Below are 17,666 nucleotides of genomic sequence, written 5' to 3'. Positions count from 1 at the left end.
TCCTCTTTTTGTGCCGTTTTTTTCATGCGATAAGGCAAATCTACGCCGTTAATGACATAGTAAAAAGACACAAAAAGCGTGAAATGAGGTAGGACATGAAGCCGGGCTATCATGAGATTTATTCCCGCTATCGCGACAACATCACGCGCGGCGTGCTGAAGCCGGGCGATAAAGTGCCTGCCATCCGCGTGCTGGCCGAAGAGCTGAAGGTGGCGCGTAAAACCGTTGAAACAGCCTATGCCATTCTGACGGGCGAAGGGTATCTGGTAAGCCAGGGCGCGCGCGGGACGCGGGTGAACCCGGATCTTCTGCTGCCCGCGCAACACGCCCCCACAGAACAAGCGACCGGCACGCTGCCGGCGTCGTTGATTAGCCAGCGCGAACGGGCCGGTTTTCTGCGCCCCGGCATTCCGGCGCTCGACAGCTTCCCCTATAAAAAATGGCTGCTGCTGGCGGGCCAGGCGACGCGCGCCATGCGTCAGGATGAAATGCTCAACCCGCCGGTGATGGGCTGGTATCCGCTGCGCGAGGCGATTGCCCGCTATCTCAATATCTCGCGCGGGTTATCCTGCACCGCCGAACAGGTACTGATCACCAGCGGCTACAGCGGCAGCCTGCGCCTGATCCTTGACACGCTTGCCAGCCGCAGCGACAAGGTGGTGTTTGAGGATCCGGGCTATTTTATGGGCCAGCAGCTGCTCAAGCGGATCGTGCCCCGCCTGCACACCGTGCCGGTTGATCGCTGCGGCATCGATACGGACTACCTGCTCCGTCATCATCGCGACGCGCGTTTTGCCATCGTTACCCCGTCGCATCAGAGCCCGCTGGCGGTGACGCTCTCACTGCCGCGCAAGCAGCAGCTGCTCGACTGGGCGTCACAAAACGAGGCGTGGATTATCGAAGACGATTACGACGGGGAATTTCACTACACCCGCAAAGTGCTGCCGTCGATGAAAAGCCTCGACCAGCATGACAGGGTGATCTTTATGGGCACCTTCAGCAAAACCATCATGCCTTCACTGCGCATGGGCTACGTGGTGATGCCCGCCAGCACCGTCGGGGCCTTTACCGACTGCGCGGACATTACCACCAGCGGCCAGCCGGTGCTGACGCAAAAAATCCTCATCGCATTTCTCAACGAAGGGCATTTTTTTCGTCATCTGAAAAAGATGCGCGCCCTGTATCAGATCCGCCGCGACTGGATGATTGCCGCCCTGCGTGAGGTCTATGGTGACCTGTTCTTCACCGAGCAAAACGACGGTGGAATGCATATTGTCGCGTTCCTCGCAAAGGGAAGCGCTGACCGGGAGATTGCCCGCTGCTGGCAGGAACAGCAACTACAGGTTAATGCGCTGTCGGAGTGGTATCGTGGTTCGGGTAAACGCTACGGGCTGGTGATGGGCTATAACAACGTGCGGTCATATCAGGAGGCGGTTGAGCTGCTGGAAAGGCCGAAACGGCAGACGCTTGCGCTGTTGAGTTGAAAACCGCCGGGTGGCGGCTGCGCCTTACCCGGCCTACGGTCTCCTGCAGGCCCGGTAAGCGTAGCGCCACCGGGCAACCCTATGCTTACACATCATATCGCGATAACCCAACGTCCTTGAGCTGCTCGTCGCTCATCTGGCTCAGAATGCGGCGGGTACGGTTGATGCGATACCAGTTACGCAGCGTTTTCGCTACCCAGACAAACGCGATAAACGGACGTTTTGAACGATTCTCGTAGAATTCCATGATGCTCTCCTCGCTGTGCCAGTGGGGTTATCATCATGGAAAACGGCCAATACAATACAGATTCAAAAACTGCTTTTGTTTACCATACAGATCCGCTAAAACGGTATCTGCATGGCGTTTTACCCACCAATCTGTACTGGTTTAATAATCTGTATGGTGAAAACAAAGGATACAGCATGACGCGCTATCAACATCTGGCCAACCTACTGGCGGAACGTATCGAACAAGGGCTGTATCGCAGCGGCGAACGTCTGCCGTCGGTACGCACGCTGAGCCAGGAACACGGCGTGAGTATCAGCACCATACAGCAGGCCTACCAGATCCTCGAAAATCTCCAGCTGATCACGCCCCAGCCGCGCTCCGGCTATTTTGTCTCGAAACGCAAAGCGCAGCCGCCCGTACCGGCGATGACGCGCCCGGTGCAGCGCCCCGTGGACGTCACCCAGTGGGATGAGGTGATGATGCTGCTGGACGCCCGCGCCGACAAAGAGATGATCTCCTTTGGCGGCGGCTCGCCGGACATCAACCAGCCGAGCCTGAAGCCGCTGTGGCGCGAGATGAGCCGCATTGCGCAGCATAACCCTGGCGAAATGCTGAGCTATGACGTGCTCGATGGTCGTCTGGAGCTGCGCGAGCAGATCGCCCGCCTGATGCTGGACGGCGGCTCCACCGTGGCGGCAAACGAGATTGTGATCACCAACGGCTGCCACGGCGCGCTGTCGATCGCCCTGCTCTCGGTGTGCAAGCCGGGGGATATCGTGGCGGTCGAGTCGCCGTCGTTTCACGGCACCATGCAGATGCTGCGCGGCTTCGACATCAAGGCGATTGAAATACCTACCGATCCCGAGACCGGGATCAGCATCGAGGCGTTAGAGCTGGCGCTGGAGCAGTGGCCGATCAAAGCGGTGATCCTGGTCCCCAACTGCAATAACCCGCTCGGGTTTATCATGCCGGAAGCGCGTAAAAAGCAGGTGCTGGCGCTCGCCCAGCGGCACGATATTGTGATAGTGGAGGATGATATCTACGGCGAGCTGGCCGCAGAGTACCCGCGCCCGCGCACCATTCACTCGATGGACATTGATGGCCGCGTGATCCTCTGCAGCTCCTTTACCAAAACCGTGGCGCCCGGGCTGCGCGTCGGCTGGATTGTGCCGGGGCGCTATTACGACCGAGTGATGCACATGAAATACGCCGCGGGCGGTTTTAACGTGCCGGGCACGCAGATGGCGGTGGCGGCGTTTATTCGCGACGGTCATTACCATCGCCACGTGCGGCGCATGCGCCAGATTTATCAGCAGAATATGGAGACCTACACCTGCTGGGTGCGGCAGTATTTTCCGGCAGAAATATGCGTTACCCGCCCGCAGGGCAGCTTCCTGCTGTGGGTCGAGCTGCCGGAGACGGTCGACATGGTGTGCGTCAGCAAGCAGCTGTGCCGTCTCAAAATCCAGGCTGCGGCCGGGTCGCTGTTTTCCGCCTCCGGTAAGTACCGCAACTGTCTGCGGATCAACGTGGCGCTGCCGCCGACGGATAAACATCGCGAGGCGTTGAAAAAGATGGGTGAGGCGATTGTGATTGCGATGGAGGGGTAGTGCGGCATTTTGCCCTCACCCCGGCCCTCTCCCACAGGGAGAGGGTGAAAACCGATCCCGTAGGCCCGGTAAGCGCAGCGCCACCGGGCATTGGCTAACGACTCAGAACGTCCACGAAACGCTGCCGACAATGCTGCGCTCTGCACCGAAGTAGCAGTAAGAGAGCGAGTTACACGCCGCAACGTAGCTTTTGTCCGTCAGGTTATTGACGTTCAACTGCGCGCTCACGCCCGTGAGCCCCACTTTCGACAGGTCATACCCCACGACCATATCCACCAGGGTGTATGACGGTAGCGTATGGGTGTTCTGACGATCGCTGGCGATCCCGTTGACATAGCGCACGCCGGAGCCGACGGTCAGGCCGTCCAGCGGGCCGCTTTTGACTTCGTAGCTCAGCCAGGCGCTGGCCATGTTACGCGGGGCATAGACGGCGCGCTTGCCCTCCTCTTCCGGGCTGCTCTTCTTGTAGCGAATATCCGTATAGGTGTAGGCCGCCTGCATGCGCAGGCTGTCGGTCAGCTGTCCAATCGCCTCCAGCTCAACGCCTTCGGATTCGATTTCACCGATGGAACGGTACGGATCGGTCGGCTCCTCTTTAGTGGCAATGTTCTTCTGGTTGATGCGGAACACCGAGGCGCTGAACTGGCTGTTCATCCCCTCCGGCTCATACTTCACGCCCGCTTCCCACTGCTTGCCCTTCATCGGATCCAGGATATTCCCCTGCTCGTCGGCAAAGCTGGTCGGCGTAAAGGCGGTGGAGTAACTGACGTACGGCGCGACGCCGTTATCAAACAGATACAGCAGCGCCGCGCGGCTGCTGAAGTTGTTTTTATCCAGATCGCTGCGGGTATGGTTGAAGTTGTCGACGTTCGACACGCTTACCTGGTCGTAACGCCCACCCAGCGTGAGGCGCCAGCGGTCAATAGACATCTGATCCTGCAGGTAGTAGCCGGTCTGGCGCAGCTTATGCTTTTCCCTGCTGTACTGGGTGATGTAGTCCGGCTTCGCGCCATAAGCAGGATGGAAAGCGTCAATCGGCGGGAAGCCGCCGTAGTAGCCGGTGACGTTGTTGGTGCGGTCCTGGTAGTCCATGCCGATCAGCACGCGGTGGTTCACCTCGCCGGTATCGAAGCTGCCGTCGACCTGGTTATCCAGGGTGATGGCGTTCATCTTCTCGTCGGAGCCGGAATAGCCGCGGTTCAGCTCGGTGTCGTTCAGCCAGCCTGCGGCATACACCTGGTTCAGCTCGACTTTGGTGTGCAGGTAGCGCAGCTTCTGGCGCACGGCCCAGCCGCTGTCAAACAAGTGCTCGATGTTATAACCGACCATGTTTTCCCGACGATCGTACTTGTCGTAATCGTCTTCACCTTCAAAAAAGGTGTTGGAGATTTTCTTACCGCTGTGCGGCACGACGGTGCCCTCATACGGCAGGCCGGAGTGGCTGCCGCCTTCAGGATCGCGGTGCAGGTAGGCCATCAGATCCAGACGGGTATTATCGGTGATACGCCAGGTCAGGCTCGGCATCAGCGCGTAACGCTCTTCTTTGAGCGGATCGAACTGGGAATCGGCATAGCGGGTCATCCCGCTGAGGCGTACGGCCACGCGGTCGTTATCATCAACCGGGCCGGTGACGTCGAACATCGCCCCGCGCTGGTTATTGTTACCGGCGAAGAGCTTGATCTCCCCGCCCGGATCGAACGATGGCTTACGGGAGGTGAGCGCCACGATGCCGCCCGGCGATGAGCGACCGTACAGCACGGAGGCCGGGCCGCGCACGACTTCGATACTGTCCAGGAACCACGGATCAACCACCAGCGAGCTGTGGGAATTGGTGTCGCCCATCATCTTCAGGCCGTCGAGGTAGACGTTGTCCAGGCTGCCGTCCGAGAAGCCGCGCAGCACCATGTAGTCGAAGCGGTTTGATGCCCCAATCTGGTTGCTGTAGACCCCCGGCGTGTAGCTCACGGCCTGACGCACGCTGGTTGCGCCCTGCTCTTCGAACTGCTCGCGGGTGACGATAGAGACCGATTGCGGGGTTTCAATATCCGGCGTTTCAAGCTTGGTGGCCGCAGACTGCATCTGCGAGGTCACCACCACGGTGTCAGTTTTTTGGGCATCCTGCGCCAGTAAAGGAAAAGCGACGCTACCGGTAACCCATCCCACCAGCAGTGCCAGACGCGATTTAGCAAACATAACCCTCTCCAGAGATATTTCTTATTGTTAATAAGAATTATTACCTTTTTGAGGGTGCAAACAGCTATGCGCGCCGCCAGGTTATGTATGCGCGATGCTAAACCGCACGGGATACGTTCGCGCGATGGACAAAATTACGTTAGCGGAGTTTGCGCACGTCACCCGGTGAAATCCCGTAATGACGACGAAACGCGGTGGCGAAGTTGGTGGCATGCTGATACCCGCACATCCAGGCCGCCTGCTGTACGCTGTGGCCTTCCAGCAGATAGCGACGCGCCAGCGCAAGGCGACAGTCTCGAAGATAATCGAAGAGTGTGCAGCCATAGCGTTGACGGAACTTGCTGCGCAGGCTGCTTGGGCTCATGGCAGCAAGGGCTGCCAGCTGCGCGAGTGTATGGTCACGTTCAGGAGACTGTTCCAGCAGGCACCGGACGCGTTCCAGACGCGCATGCTCAGGGCGGCTCGGGCAGGGCAGCTGGCACTGGTTCAGGCCGTGGCCGAGCAGCTGGTACATGAGCCCCTCCAGCAACAGCTTACGCGAGAGCACGCTTCCCCCCTGCCGCTGTGCATGCTGAATGCCTGACATCACAAACTCGGGAACGTGCCAGACAAACGCGGGGGTATTCAGGCTTTGCCATTCCAGCAGCAGCGACTCAAGCAGGGCTTCACGTCCGGCATCGTGCGGGTACACGCCAAACGAGAGCGTTTTCAGCGTGCTGTCAGCATCGTGACGCGCGCTCATCACCTGATCTTCACTCAGACGCGAGCTGAACGCCATGCCCGGGCGGACGGGATAATCGATACCATTGAGCGTGAGCGTCACGCACCCTTCCAGCACCACCAGCATATAAAGCGGGCTGCTGTGGCGAGAGGTGGTTTCATAGGGCTGTAATACACGTACGTCGGAATGGGTCAGTGAAATGCCGGACGAGAGCGTCATCTCTTCAACATTCCCCTGCAACACGGGGCTGCCGCTGACCTGCTCATCTTTTAGCTGCGGGAAACGGTAGTCGATGCCGTAGCGCTCGCCGAATATTTGAAAATCCTCAACAAAAAATATGCGCTTCGCTGATGTATTTTCACTCTGGAGCATAATGCGGAACCTGCATCGGGGAAAGGACAGGCAAAACAGTACCATTCATTTGCCATGGCAGCAATCACCGGGCGCAGACACTATTACGCTCCGGACAAAGCCGGAGCGAAGGCGTATATTTCTTTACGAGAAATATATTTATGCTTCCTGCCACTCAGCAAAAACCTCTTTATGGTTTTTGGTCAGGACAACTTTATTATCTTCGACCTTATCGACCCAGCCGAGAGGAATAAAGTGGTGCTTGCCGCCTGATTCCGGGTCGCTCTTCGCAAGCTTGATACGCTCACCATCAAGATGGTCCACAACCCCGACATGCGTTCCGCAGCTGGCGACAACCTGAGTGTGATCCTTAATTGCGCTTTTATCTACCATATTAATTCTCCTGTTTCGGTTATTTGCCTGTTGCACGAAATTAACTGTAGCGCATAAATTCGGACCTGAAATGCGTATTAGCATTTTGAAACATCATTGACAGAACCGAATATTATGTCTATTTAGCGCCGAATTGAAAAAATAAGAATAAGATTAATTATTAGCGACTGATTATTTCCCGTTCATAATTAAAGTATCGCAACCAACGAGGAGGTATTTATGACGATTCGCAACAATCGGACAGAAATTTCGCTGGCTCTTGGTGAAGCGGTCTTAGACATCGTGCAAAAAGGCCATGAGGTATCGCGAGAAAATCTCGCCCAGGCGATGAAAATTAAAGCGGAAAAAGAGCGCGACGATGAGCGGCTTCTGAACTACTGGAAGGCCTGTAATATGCTGGTTTAAACGTAGCGGCGTTTAGTCTGACTAAACGCCGCAGTCTGTTACTCGTCGAAGTACCAGTATCCCTGGTTAATCAATCCGGTCAACTCTTCCACAAACGCCGGATTATTCAGCGCTACACCCAGCTCGGCCTGGCCGAGCTGGGTGTAGCGGGACAGCGCGTCCGCCCCGTTCACATCCACCGTCTCCAGCTGTTCGCTGTTGATAAAGAAGCAGCCGTTGATGTTCAGCACGCGCAGCCCGCTCAGGCGTGATAGCGTTTCGCCCCCTTGCAGCGCGTCGAGCACCTCGTCTGCGGAATACGGCGGCTCGGCGGCGGCAATATCCAGCTCGTGACGCGGCGTGGAGACGAAGCTGCCGAACCATTTTGTAAAATCATCCGGCTTGCTAATCATGTCGATCATCATCTGGCGAATGCGATCGAGCTCGTACTGCTCCACGCGGCCCGGGTGTTCGCGGCAGGTCAGATCGGGATCGCTGTAGTGCTCGCCACCCAGATCGTTTTCCAGCGCGTAATCGGCAAAGCTGCTGATCAGATCGCGACCGTTCGGCCCGCGGAAACCGACAGAGTAGTTGAGCGCGGTTTCATGGGTGAAGCCGTCATGCGGGAATCCAGGCGGAATATAGAGGATATCGCCCGGGGCCAGATCTTCGTCAATGATTGGCTCAAACGGATCGACGTGCAGCAGGGCCGGATGCGGACAGAACTGACGCATCGGCAGCTTGTCACCCACGCGCCAGCGACGGCTACCCATCCCCTGAATAATAAACACATCGTACTGATCGATATGCGGCCCAACGCCGCCGCCCGGGACGGAGAAGGAGATCATCAGGTCATCGAGACGCCAGTCCGGCAGGACGCGGAACGGACGCACCAGCTCTGCGGCGGGCATATGCCAGTGGTTCACCGCCTGCGCCAGCAGAGACCAGCCGGTTTCACCGAGGTTATCGAAATGCTCAAACGGGCCATTGCTCGCCTGCCACTTGCCGTTAGCATGGCTTACCAGGCGGCTGTCGACTTCCGGCTCCATCGCCAGACCCGCCTGTTCATCAGGGGTAATGGGGTCGACAAAATTCGGGAAGGCATTTTTCAGCACAACGGGTTGTTTTTGCCAGTATTTCTCAAGAAATTCCGGCCAGTCGAGGTTCAGTTGATACGCCATGGTTAGCACCAGTGAGAGGGGAGACAGGCGCGATTATAGAAGAGACAGCCAGGGGGGAACTTGTCATGGGTCAATCGAGCGCGCGTAGGTCGGGTAAGGCGAAGCCGTCACCCGACGCACGCGCGGGCTAAAACTTAATCCAGGTTCAGCTCGTCATAATGGGTGATCAGTTTGCCCACGATGCCGTAGTCCAGCGCTTCCGCCGGTGACATCCAGAAGTTACGGTCGGTGTCCTTCTTCACTTTCTCCAGCGGCTGGCCGGTGGCGTCAGCAATCAGTTTGTTTACGCGTTCCAGCATGCGGATAATCTCGCGCGCTTCGATTTCGATATCCGTTGCCTGACCGCGCACGCCGCCCAGCGGCTGGTGGATCATAAAGCGGGTATTCGGCAGCGAGTAGCGGTGCTCTTTTTTCGCCGCCAGGAAGATGGTGATCCCGGCGCTTGCCACCCAGCCGGTTCCAATGACGTGCACTTCCGGTCGGATAAACTTAATGAAGTCGTGGATGGTGTCGCCCGCTTCCACGTGGCCGCCCTGGCTGTTGATGTACAGCTTGATCGGATCGTTGCTGACGCTTTGCAGCAGGATCATCTGAGTGATGACTTTCTGGGCCAGCTCCTGGTTGATCTCACCGGAGATGACAATCGAACGGGATTCCAGCAGTTTTTGCTGTAGAGCGCCCGCGCCGCTTGTTCCTTCCGCTTTTTCTTTATCGTCACTGCTTTTCAGTGTGTAGTGCATCGTTATGTCCTCAGCTTGTCGCGCTCAAAATCAGAGTGTAGCCTGTTTTACCCGTCGGCGTCCTCACACAAAACATCGTGGCTCAGGATGAATATCGCCTGTGTCACGCACTGGCTTCGCAGCCGGAAAGGTCTCTAAAAACAGCGTTCCGATCCTAACCAATTCGCCACATTTTTATTACACTTTCATATCATCTTCATATTGCCGAATGATAATAATTATTAATGTGTTAGTATGAATGAGGATAGCAAACAGTCGCTTACGTTCAAAAAGGCGCATTTTATTCTCGATGGTTTACTGATCACACCGGGGCGGTGAATGGAACACATTGTTTATGTGGTTGATGACGATGACGCAGTCAGGCAGTCCGTTGTTGGGCTGCTGGAATCAGCGGATATACACGCCCTTGGCTTTTCCTCAGCAGAAGCCTTTCTCAGCCATCCCTTTGAGGATCTGCCCTCCTGCGTGATCCTCGATATGCAAATGCCCACGATCACCGGGTTTGATGTCGCAGATGCGCTGAAAGCCAACGGGCGAGAAATACCGATCATTTTTCTCACCGGTCACGGCACCATCCCTATGTCCGTCCGGGCGATCAAAGGCGGGGCCTACGAATTTCTCACTAAACCCGTTGAATCCAGCGCCCTCATTGGCTCTATCGAATCCGCGCTCAGGCTGGCACAGCACAACGCCGCCCGCGTCAAAGAGCACTACGCCCTGAAACAGCGCCACATGTCCCTCACGCCGCGCGAGCATGAGGTGCTTGAGCTTGCCATCAGCGGCAAGCTCAACAAGCAGATCGCCGCCGAGCTGGGCGTCAGTGAGATTACGGTGAAAGTACACCGCCGCCGGGTGATGGAGAAAATGCAGGTCCGCTCCGTGGCCGAGCTGGTCAGGGCCGTCGAGCGCCTGACCAAACATCAGCCAGCGGAATAACCGTTACGCCTCCTGTCCGGCAAGCGGCAACGCGAAGGTAAACACCGTGCCGTACGGCTCTCTGCGGCGCGCGCTCAGTTTTCCCCGGTGCCGTTCAATGATGCTGGCGCTGATGGTCAGCCCCATCCCCATTCCCTGCGCTTTGGTCGAATAGAACGAGTCAAAGATCCGCTCGGTGAGCTCCGGCTCAATGCCGCTGCCGGTATCGGCGATCTCAAAGATCACCTTCCCTTCGGCGCAGTTCGCGGTGGCGATCGTGATGCTGCACGGGCGATCCGTCACTTCCGCCATCGCTTCCATCGCATTCATCACCAGGTTAAGCAGCACCTGCTGGATCTGCACGCTGTCGCCGATGATAAAGCTGTCGTCAGCGTTCAGGAGATAATCAACGCTTATGTGTCGCAGCTCAAGTTCGCTGCGGGAGAGCATAATGATGTGGCGGATCAGGAAGTGCAGATCGATTCGCGTAAACGTGGGGTCCTGTTTGCGCGTCAGAGATTGAATGCTGCGGATGATCTCCCCTGCCCGCTCGCCCTCGGCGGCGATCTCCTCCAGCCCCTCTCGCACTTTGTCCAGCCGCGCCGGATCGCGGTTGAGCCAGCGCAGGCTCGCGCCGGCGTTCGAAACAATCGACATCAGCGGCTGGTTGATCTCGTGCGCGATCGAGGAGGTGAGTTGCCCGACGGTGGTGGCCCGTGAGACTCGCGCCAGATCCGCCTGCGCCACCCGCATCGCATCCTCCGCCGCCCGCTGGCTGGTGATGTCGGTAATGATGCCGTAATACTCATTCACTTCGCTGCCCACGCCCACCGGATCGCCAATCCCGAGAATGTAGCGAACGGAGCCGTCGGTGCGGATAATGCGAAACTCCGCGCGCATCGACAGTCCGTCACGCACGCTCTGATTAACGAGGTTACCGATCCGGCCATAATCATCCTCATGCACGAAGGTCAAAAACTCCGCCATTGAGATCATCTTTTGCTGCTCCGGCAGGCCAAGAATACGGGCGTACTCTTCGGACATAAACATCAGATCCTGCACCAGCTCCCAGCGCCAGCTGCCGGTATGGCTGATCTGCTCACCCAGCATCAGCGAGGTCTGGCTGGCGCGCAGCTCTTTCTCCACCCGTCGGCGGTGGATGTTTTCCGCCAGCAGCTCGGCGTAGAGCCGTGCCGTCTCCAGCGAAACGGCCGCCTGCGCGCCCAGCAGGCTGACCACGCGCGAATGTTCGGCGGTAAACACTTCCGGCATCAGGCGGTTTTCCAGATACAGCACCCCCACCAGTCGCGCCTGTTTGAACATCGGGACACACATCACGGCGGCGCCGGACGTCACCAGATAAGGATCCTGGCTGAACGGGTGAAATTCCTCCGGTTTGCCGGTGCGGATCTCCTGCCCGGTGCGGATCACCGCGGCCAGCACCGACAGCGGCATGTCCGTCGCCATCGGTGTCTCTTTCAGGATGCGAACCCGCACCCCGTCGGTGCTGGTCCAGGCGCTGGCTTCGATCTCCGGGATGTGATTATCGCTGACGCGAAGCAGCAGGCCACGCTGCGCCCCGGCCCGTTCAAGCAGCAGCGTCATCAGGTTTTCAATTAAACGCTCGAGGTTGATTTCTTCGGACAAGGCGCGTGAGGCTTTGATGACGCTCTGTAAATCGCGGATCACCTCGTTCTGGGCAAATGCCACGGTGTCGTACGCGCGGCTCTGCCCGGAGGCCAGCAGATGCGGAAAATCCTGCTCCAGCTGACGCACCTTGGCCTGCGCCCCGGCGCGGCCCCAGGCGGCAATCGAACCGCGGAAATGGGCGTCGGAGGCGGTCGGGTAGCCGCAGGCCAGCGAGAAACGCCCTGCCAGCTCGTGGGCCAGGGCATTGATCGGGTTAAACCCGCCCTCCCGCGAGAGCCGCACCGCCTTTTCATACTGCTCCAGCGCGATGCTGTTCATGCCGTCCAGACGGACGATTTCGGCATAAATCAGCGCCTCTTTATCGGCAAACGTGCCCGGATTGATCCGCGCCCAGAGGGCAATTTTGTCGTAATGGTGATGAATACTGCGGCGATAATCCGCCGAGAAGGTCTCCGGCGAAAGCTGGCGGGAGAGCGCCAGCGCGCTGTAAAAATGGTAATCCAGCAGATGGATATGGCCCGGCGCGGACCACGCATACCAGCCCGCCCTCTCTAAATCCGCCTGCGCGTCGGCGTATTCGCCGCAGGTAAAGTGCGCCATCCCGCGATAGAGCCAGTACCAGAACAGCATGGTCGAGGTCTGCTCGGGCGCCTGCTCCGGCGGTGCGGGCAGCAGATCGTCAGGCAGCGCCTGGGCGGCGTTCCATGTGCCCGTCACCGGCGTGCGTAAAAACTCCACGTAGCGGCGCTGAATGTGCAGAACGGTTTCAATGTCCTGATAATCCGTTTTACGCACAAAAGCCAGACCGCGATCGATGCTGGTCAACACGCCGTCCAGATGATCGCCCCGGGAGAGGAAGTTAATGATCTGATGACAAGCCGCGAAGCAGGCCATCGTCATGTCGCCGTGGGTCACCGCCGAGGTAAAGCAGGCCTTGGCGCACTCGATAGTGTACGACAGCGGCTGGGTCCAGACGCTGAGCTGGTCGAGCGGCAGCAGAGTTTTAGCTTCATAGGCATCATAGCCGTGGCGGTTCACCAGCTCGCGAGCCAGCGTGCCGTACTCAAACCCGAGACGGTATTCGGCATAGCGGTGGCCAATCAGCACGCCAAACCAGGCCATCGCCGTGGTGGATGCGCCGGTTATGCCGCGATCGAGCGTGAGGTGCATCATCCGGCACAGGAGTAAAAAGTGCAGGCGCGGGCAGGTAAAGCTGGCGAAAATACTGGCGCTGTAAAGCAGGTTCATTACCGCTTCGGTCTCCGCGCTCTCCATCAGCTTAAGCTGAGTAAACGGGTTCTGCGGCGCGTCGGCGGTGCGTTGACAGAACTGCTGCCAGGCCTCGTCACATTCGGCATTTTCCGGGTAGCGGCTGATCTGGATCCCGAACACGCCCAGCCAGCATAACGACGCCTCCAGCGCCAGGCGGATCTCCGACTGGCGCATATAGACTTCCGCCAGCAGGTTAGCGGCCAGCGCTTTCTCCGTCAGCCCGCCCGGTGAGCCGAGGATCGTATCGCACAGCGCGCGCGTGCGCTCCAGGTGCCCGAGCGCGAACTCACAGCCCGCCTCTTCGATATCCAGCATAAAGTCCGAGACCGGACCCGCGTTCCCCAGCGCTCTGGCGGTCTGGATGTAACTTAAGGCGGAAAGGTAATCGCCGGTACGCTTCGCACGCCGCGCGGCCTGGAGGCTCAGCTCACGGAATCTCTGGCGCTGCGGCGCAGGCTGGATGCAGTCCAGCGCGGCGCTGACGTGGTGAACCGCGCGGAACAGCAGTTCGTTACCCGCCGTCTGCCGCGCGGCATCCGCCAGCAGGCTGGCGGTGGTCAGGTGCAGATGGCTTTTCTCGCCCTCATCCAGCAGGGCAAAGGCGGCTTCCTGCACCCGATCGTGGGTAAAAGCGTACGCTTTCTCCGTCAGCACAATCAGCTGAGCGGTAACCGCCGGATGAAGGGCGTAGCGGATTTCCGCCGCCGACTGCCCCACCACGCGGCACAGCATCTCCAGCTCGCCCGTGCAGCCGAGGCAGGCGATGCTGCCCAGCAGGCGGCGCGTCTCGTCGGGCATCTCCTTGAGCTGTTCAAGCACCAGCGTCACCACGTTCTCGGTGTAATGCCGGGCGCGGATGGCCTGGAGATCGTAATGCCATTTCCCCTGATATTTGTTGTGCACCACCAGTCCGTCATCGACGATGCGGCGGAAAAATTCCTGAACGAACAGCGGGTTGCCGCCGGTTTTTTCATGGATCAGCGTGGCAAGATCGGAGGTGCCGGTACTGCGGGCATGAAAAATCCCCCCGAGCCAGCGTGCCACGGCCTTCACCGACAGCGGCTGCGGCACGATCGTCATGGCATGCTGCGCCGCCTCCGGCAGGCTCGCCAGCGCGGTTTGCAAGCTGGGATCAGAAAGCGAACTGAGATCGCGGTGCGCCACCACCACCAGCAGCGGGATGGCGCCGCAGGCGCGCAGCAGGTGATCGAGCGTTTGCAGGCTGGCGGCGTCGATCCACTGCACATCATCCAGCAGCAGCACCAGCGGCGCGCCCTGGGTGGCGAAGGTTTTCACCAGCGCCAGCACCATATGGCTGAAGCGCGCCCGCGCGTCGATGGAAAATGTATCCGCAGAGAAACGCGGTTTATTCTCAAGAAATAAATTCAGCTCCGGCACCAGGCTGACAGCCAGCTCCTCGAAGCCTTCCAGCGCGCGCGACAGGCGGGTTTTCCACGTCGCCACCTCCCCGGCTGGCAGCCCGAGCAGGTGCAGCGTGAGCGTCCGAAACGCCGAACTCAGCACGCCGTAGGGCAGCGTGGGAGAGTATTGATCGACCTTGCCCACCGCCAGCAGCACCTTGCGCTGTTGCAGCGATTTCAGCGTGGTGGCGATCACGGAAGATTTGCCGATCCCCGACGGACCGCCAATCGTCACCAGTTCCGGCGCACCGCTCTGGCTGACCCGCTCAAACGCGGCGATGACGTCGCTGGCCTGCGGATGCGCAGAGAAAAGCGAATCGGCAAGATGGATCGCCGGAGAGCGATCCTGCTGGCCGGGAATAAAGTCGACGATCTCACCTTCGGCGGTCAGCGTCGCCTGGCAGCGCCTGAGGTCGGCAATCAGCCCGTCGACGGTCTGATAGCGATTCTCCGGATTCTTCTCCAGCAGCTTAAGGATAATGGTCGACAGCATGCCGGGTACGTCCGGACGCACCCGGCCCGGCGCAAGCGGCTCAGAGGCAATGTGGTAATGCGCCCAGTTAGTCTGGTCATCAGCGCTCAGTTCAAACGGCAATCGCCCGGTCAGAAGTTCATAAAGCACGATACCCAGACTGTAGAGATCGCTCCGGCTGTCGACGGCGCGCCGGGTACGCGTGGTGTGTTCCGGTGACATGTAGGCGGGCGTGCCGCCAGACGCGGCAAGCCGGGACTGGGAGAATGCGTCGGAGGTGGCGCAGGAAAGACCAAAGCTGCACAGACGGCTGGTGGCGTCGTGATGAACGAAGATCGACCCGGGTTTGATATCGCCGTGGATCAGGTTGTGCAGATGCATCTGGCGCAGGGGACCGCAGATGCGGATCGCCATCTCGATAAAGCGGGCGATCCCGGAAATCGCCTTACCTGCCCGGCACGCCAGCAGTTCAAAGCAGAACGGCGCGTAGACCAGCGCAAAACGTCCGCGGTACTGGGTTGAAGCGACGGGCCGGATAGCCCAGCCGTCATGAAGTCGATCGCGCAGGGCAAACTCGTTTTTAAGCAGCCGCGTTGCCCGCTCCTCTTCTTCATCGCTGACCGCGGTGGCAATAATAAACGAACCGCCGGACTGGGGATGCCGCCCGTTCATCCAGGAGATGCCGCCCTCCTGCGCCAGCACGGTAAAAATAACATCCTCTTTCAGAACAAAAGCCCGCCCTTCATGGAGACTTCCCCGGGCGGGCCAAAATGCAGGCGACGTTTGTTCGTTCATCCGCGATCCTTATTGTCGGCGGGTCAGCTCCCGCTGAATATGATCCAGCAGAATATCGATGTTAATCGGCTTACGCAAAAATGCAGCGGCGCCCAGGCTGAGTGCATACCGCTGCATATTTTCATCCGCATGGCCGGAGATAAACAGTATCGGCGGCGGCGGCGTGGCCAGCAACCGCAGCTTCTCAAACAGCTCGATCCCGTTCATGCCGCGCAGCTTGATGTCGGTGATCACCAGCGACGCGCCTGAAAGGGCGAGAGGGTGGCTCAAAAACACCTCTGCCGAATCGAAGGTATCGGTAGCATACCCTTCCGATTGCAGCAGGTTACTGAGCCCGCTGCGAACAGAGCGTTCGTCATCAATGATGGCAATGCGCCACGGCAGCGTCATGCTGTCTTTCCTCAAACAATTCGTTACGCGTCGCGGCTTTCCTTCGCGGGCGCTGGGGGCGCGGTACCGCTGATTTTCGGTACGCATTCATGACGAAACCAGGCCAGGGTCAGCGGTTCGCGGCTCACCAGACGCCGTCCGATGGGGATCAGTTGTTCACCCACCAGCATGCCGAACAGGCCAAGCAGCGCGACGACCGGCGGCGCCGGGGAATGCACGTCGAGCAGGGCGTAAATTACCCCAGCCGCGACCCCGCACACCAGCGAAATAATCCAGGCCTTCATGATGACGCTCCGGTCAGGTGCTGAACGTGGGGAACCGTCACCTGCACGCCAGCGGGATTATCGCGGGATAAAAGATGACGCATCGCCTGTTCCCCTGCCAGCATACCCAGCAGGCCAATCAGCGCCAGCGCGGGCGGTGCGGGGGAACGCACCTTCAGCACGGCATACATCAGGCCAATCAGCACGCCTGCCGCGAGGGATATCAACCCTGTACTCATTGTGAACTCCAGAGAAAAAGGCAGTGGCGAGCCGGATGAGGGACCAGCCCGCCGCCGGGATTTAGCGTGCCGGAACCGGCGCTAAGGTACGGTGCTCGCTCTTCTGGCGAGACGGCGCTTTGTGCACCATGGTGTAGGCGTAATCCACGCCCATGCCGTACGCACCGGAGTGCTCGCGCACGATATCCATCACCGCGGTGTAGGTCTCTTTATGCGCCCAGTCACGCTGCCACTCCAGCATCACCTGCTGCCAGGTCACCGGGATCACGCCCGCCTGGATCATGCGCTGCATCGCGAAGTCGTGGGCTTCTTTGGAGGTGCCGCCGGACGCGTCCGCCACCATATAAATTTCGTAGTCCCCTTCCAGCATCGCGCACAGGGCAAAGCTGTTGTTGCACACTTCGGTCCACAGGCCCGCGACAACCACCTTCTTCTTGCCGTTAGCCTTCAGCGCGTCACGCACTTTCTGGTCGTCCCAGGAGTTCATGGAGGTACGCTCCAGAATGTCCTGGCCCGGGAACACGTCCAGCAGCTCCGGATAGGTGTTACCGGAGAAGCTTTCGGTTTCAACGGTGGTGATGATGGTCGGGATGTTGAACACTTTTGCCGCTTTCGCCAGCGCCACGGTGTTGTTTTTCAGCACCTGGCGGTCAATAGACTGCACGCCAAACGCCATCTGCGGCTGGTGGTCGATGAAGATGATCTGACAGTTGGCAGGGGTTAAGACTTCGAGCTTTGTAGTGGTCATAAGATTATCCAGTGAGGTTAAAGGTTAAAATCGCCGCGAACAGCACGCCGATAAAATCGCATTCATCCTATGGCCCACGCCGCCGGGGCGTAATTATCTCTTCGTATAGTTAACCTTAGGTATAGTTATACTTTGGTATACCTATCCTATTGTATAACTGGATCTTTCCCGAAACCGGTTCCCATAATCCTGACCATTCCCCTCTCAGTCTGGAG

At 58.8% G+C, this 17,666-nt stretch carries 15 protein-coding genes; 4 read left to right on the top strand and 11 right to left on the bottom strand.

Going from position 1 to position 17,666, the window contains the following annotated elements; all coding sequences use genetic code 11:
• Positions 1-95 precede the first annotated feature (95 nt).
• Positions 96-1,484, top strand: coding sequence for a PLP-dependent aminotransferase family protein (locus ACQG03_RS02895; protein WP_023299240.1), 1,389 nt, complete (start codon positions 96-98; stop codon positions 1,482-1,484).
• 85 nt (positions 1,485-1,569) lie between these two features.
• Here the strand turns inward: ACQG03_RS02895 and ACQG03_RS02890 are convergent, their stop codons facing one another.
• The gene (locus ACQG03_RS02890) at positions 1,570-1,731 is read right to left on the bottom strand and encodes a DUF1127 domain-containing protein (protein ID WP_003863073.1); all 162 of its coding nucleotides are present in this window, start codon (positions 1,729-1,731) and stop codon (positions 1,570-1,572) included.
• A gap of 176 nt (positions 1,732-1,907) precedes the next feature.
• Between ACQG03_RS02890 and ACQG03_RS02885 the strand changes: the two genes are divergently transcribed.
• The gene (locus ACQG03_RS02885; protein WP_022646932.1) at positions 1,908-3,323 is read left to right on the top strand and encodes a PLP-dependent aminotransferase family protein; all 1,416 of its coding nucleotides are present in this window, start codon (positions 1,908-1,910) and stop codon (positions 3,321-3,323) included.
• Between the two features lie 102 nt (positions 3,324-3,425).
• On the opposite strand, the gene foxA is transcribed toward ACQG03_RS02885, so the two are convergent.
• The 3 genes from foxA to ACQG03_RS02870 all read right to left on the bottom strand — a co-directional run bounded on the left by foxA (position 3,426) and on the right by ACQG03_RS02870 (position 6,981).
• Positions 3,426-5,534, bottom strand: a complete 2,109-nt coding sequence (foxA, locus tag ACQG03_RS02880; RefSeq protein ID WP_139153947.1) for a ferrioxamine B receptor FoxA — start codon at positions 5,532-5,534, stop codon at positions 3,426-3,428.
• 121 nt (positions 5,535-5,655) lie between these two features.
• Positions 5,656-6,609, bottom strand: coding sequence for a helix-turn-helix domain-containing protein (locus tag ACQG03_RS02875; protein WP_022646930.1), 954 nt, complete (start codon positions 6,607-6,609; stop codon positions 5,656-5,658).
• Positions 6,610-6,747: 138 nt separating this feature from the next.
• On the bottom strand, positions 6,748-6,981 hold the full coding sequence (locus tag ACQG03_RS02870; RefSeq protein ID WP_003863067.1) for a DUF2171 domain-containing protein: 234 nt from the start codon (positions 6,979-6,981) through the stop codon (positions 6,748-6,750).
• A gap of 219 nt (positions 6,982-7,200) precedes the next feature.
• Here ACQG03_RS02870 and ACQG03_RS02865 point away from each other — a divergent pair, with 219 nt between their 5' ends.
• Entirely contained in the window at positions 7,201-7,386 is a 186-nt protein-coding gene (locus ACQG03_RS02865) for a hypothetical protein (RefSeq protein WP_010427252.1), read from the top strand.
• A 38-nt stretch (positions 7,387-7,424) separates the two neighbouring features.
• Here the strand turns inward: ACQG03_RS02865 and ACQG03_RS02860 are convergent, their stop codons facing one another.
• Together ACQG03_RS02860 and ACQG03_RS02855 are read right to left on the bottom strand one after the other, a co-directional pair.
• Entirely contained in the window at positions 7,425-8,546 is a 1,122-nt protein-coding gene (locus ACQG03_RS02860; protein ID WP_063163173.1) for a cupin domain-containing protein, read from the bottom strand.
• A 134-nt stretch (positions 8,547-8,680) separates the two neighbouring features.
• On the bottom strand, positions 8,681-9,286 hold the full coding sequence (locus tag ACQG03_RS02855) for an ATP-dependent Clp protease proteolytic subunit (protein WP_022646928.1): 606 nt from the start codon (positions 9,284-9,286) through the stop codon (positions 8,681-8,683).
• Between the two features lie 318 nt (positions 9,287-9,604).
• Here ACQG03_RS02855 and ACQG03_RS02850 point away from each other — a divergent pair, with 318 nt between their 5' ends.
• The gene (locus tag ACQG03_RS02850) at positions 9,605-10,222 is read left to right on the top strand and encodes a response regulator transcription factor (RefSeq protein ID WP_022646926.1); all 618 of its coding nucleotides are present in this window, start codon (positions 9,605-9,607) and stop codon (positions 10,220-10,222) included.
• A gap of 3 nt (positions 10,223-10,225) precedes the next feature.
• On the opposite strand, the gene ACQG03_RS02845 is transcribed toward ACQG03_RS02850, so the two are convergent.
• The 5 genes from ACQG03_RS02845 to ACQG03_RS02825 form a co-directional block, all read right to left on the bottom strand.
• The gene (locus ACQG03_RS02845) at positions 10,226-15,811 is read right to left on the bottom strand and encodes a trifunctional serine/threonine-protein kinase/ATP-binding protein/sensor histidine kinase (RefSeq protein WP_063163174.1); all 5,586 of its coding nucleotides are present in this window, start codon (positions 15,809-15,811) and stop codon (positions 10,226-10,228) included.
• A 9-nt stretch (positions 15,812-15,820) separates the two neighbouring features.
• Positions 15,821-16,201 carry a response regulator transcription factor gene (locus ACQG03_RS02840; protein ID WP_006810275.1) on the bottom strand — a complete coding sequence of 127 codons (381 nt, stop codon included), beginning with the start codon at positions 16,199-16,201 and terminating at the stop codon, positions 15,821-15,823.
• A gap of 23 nt (positions 16,202-16,224) precedes the next feature.
• Positions 16,225-16,485, bottom strand: coding sequence for a XapX domain-containing protein (locus ACQG03_RS02835; protein ID WP_006810276.1), 261 nt, complete (start codon positions 16,483-16,485; stop codon positions 16,225-16,227).
• Positions 16,482-16,703, bottom strand: a complete 222-nt coding sequence (locus ACQG03_RS02830) for a DUF1427 family protein (protein WP_022646923.1) — start codon at positions 16,701-16,703, stop codon at positions 16,482-16,484. The genes ACQG03_RS02835 and ACQG03_RS02830 overlap by 4 nt, the downstream gene beginning before the upstream one ends.
• Positions 16,704-16,764: 61 nt before the next feature.
• Positions 16,765-17,451, bottom strand: a complete 687-nt coding sequence (locus ACQG03_RS02825; RefSeq protein WP_022646922.1) for a hydrolase — start codon at positions 17,449-17,451, stop codon at positions 16,765-16,767.
• Positions 17,452-17,666 lie beyond the last annotated feature (215 nt).

The organism is Enterobacter cloacae complex sp. 342H5 (assembly GCF_050030905.1).
Taxonomy (GTDB): Bacteria; Pseudomonadota; Gammaproteobacteria; order Enterobacterales; family Enterobacteriaceae; genus Enterobacter; species Enterobacter intestinihominis.
This window is presented reverse-complemented; position numbering and strand designations above follow the sequence as displayed.